Annotated in this window: 1 protein-coding gene; it reads left to right on the forward strand. The window is 57.8% G+C overall.

The genetic code is table 11. From position 1 onward, the window contains the following. The first annotated feature begins 181 nt into the window (after nt 1–181). Nucleotides 182–1,333 (forward strand): hypothetical protein, encoded by a 1,152-nt coding sequence (locus AB1609_23675; protein ID MEW6049435.1) that lies wholly within the window; start codon nt 182–184, stop codon nt 1,331–1,333. Nucleotides 1,334–1,508: the final 175 nt, after the last annotated feature.

The raw sequence follows: 1,508 nt of genomic DNA on the forward strand, positions 1-1,508 counted from the left end.
GTCCCGAGCATGGTGTAGCCCGTGGCATTCTGTCCGTCGGCAGGTACGTTCCGCCCACTGAGGCCCGTGCCTTTGTCAAGCGGATTCCGACCGTGACTCCAGGTGTGGTAAAAAAGATCAATGACATGCTGCTTGGCGTTTCCCATCGGTTGACGTGATCGCGACCAGGGAGGGGTTGCAGGTGGGGAGTAGAACGAGCGACAGCAACGCCATTGAGATAGGTTCTCCTTTGGTTGCACCAGAGGAGTCTCATCGGCTAGAACAGATCGAAGAGGCGGCCTCGGGGCTTCTTCGGGCTGACAAGGACCTCAAGTACAAGCTGTTACTGAAGCACTGGCTTGAGCGCACCGGATACCACGTTTTTCTCGAGGTCCCCCTGTACGTGCCTGAATACACCGACGTGTACAGGGAGCAACCGGTTACCGATCTCGACGTTTTTGGCGTCAGGTTTGAGCCAGACTTCCGACCCTATCTGGTGGTTGCCGAATGTAAGACGAGCAGCCGCCAGAAGCCGGTGGAAACCCTGCTGAAGTTTGCGGGGATCCGCGCATACGTGGGATGCGAAAAGGCAATTCTCGTAAGATCGAAGATGCCGCGTAGCGCGAGAATGGCCGCTGAACGTCTCGGGCTCAAGGCCTTGTCGGAGGCGGATCTGACACGCCTGCTGGAGAGTTGCGGTTGGTGGGACGAGTCTTTATCAGCAACGCTCCTCTCTTCCTATGTTAAGGAACGTAACATGCTTGAGCAGGCGCGTAGCCACTTTCCCATCCAAATCCGATTCGTTCAGCGCGACTTTTGGGGCCTCCCGCATCGCAGGAACATACTATCCATGTTTGCGGCGCTCGAGCAGGTCCCATCCTGGACTCCAGCGCAATCGGAACACCAATTTGTCTTGTTGGCGTCTGCTGAAAAACTGGCTATTGCCTTAATGGATGTGTGCCGCTATGTGCTTTCCGTTGCACCGGACGACCCCGTCGGGGCGATCAGGGACTACCTTGTCGGAGGGCCACGGGAGCGTGTCGAGCGAGAGAGGCTGTTCCGACTGATTAGAGAGAAGCTGGGGCTCGAACTGTCGGAGGCGCCATCCTATTTCGACCACCTAGCCGAGGTGGTTGTGTCTCTTATCCGCAACCCGTCACACGCTGTTCACACGCCCTCCGTTCTCCGGCGCTTGCGATTGGCTCTCGCTGTTAAAGACCCTGAGTACCCTGTGGGCACAATTGAGGCGGAGTACGGCCGGACAGCCCTGAAACTAGCGAAGGACATCATCAACCTACTGATCAAGGGTGCCGCGGTTCCCAAAGCCGTGGCCGGAAGTATTTACCAGGTATAATGGCCCGCACAGGCGCTGCCAACCTTGTTGACTCGAAACAGGCCGTTAAAGCCCAACCCGATAACGCCGAGTGCCGTTTCTGGCTCGGGCTGGCACTTCTGCGCTCGGGCGACGCCCGCAGTGCCATCGAACACCTGGACAGAGCCGCGCAGCTTAGAGATGACCCGGAGTTCCT

Source organism: Bacillota bacterium, from assembly GCA_040754675.1.
In the GTDB taxonomy this organism is placed as follows: Bacteria; Bacillota; Limnochordia; order Limnochordales; family Geochordaceae; genus Geochorda.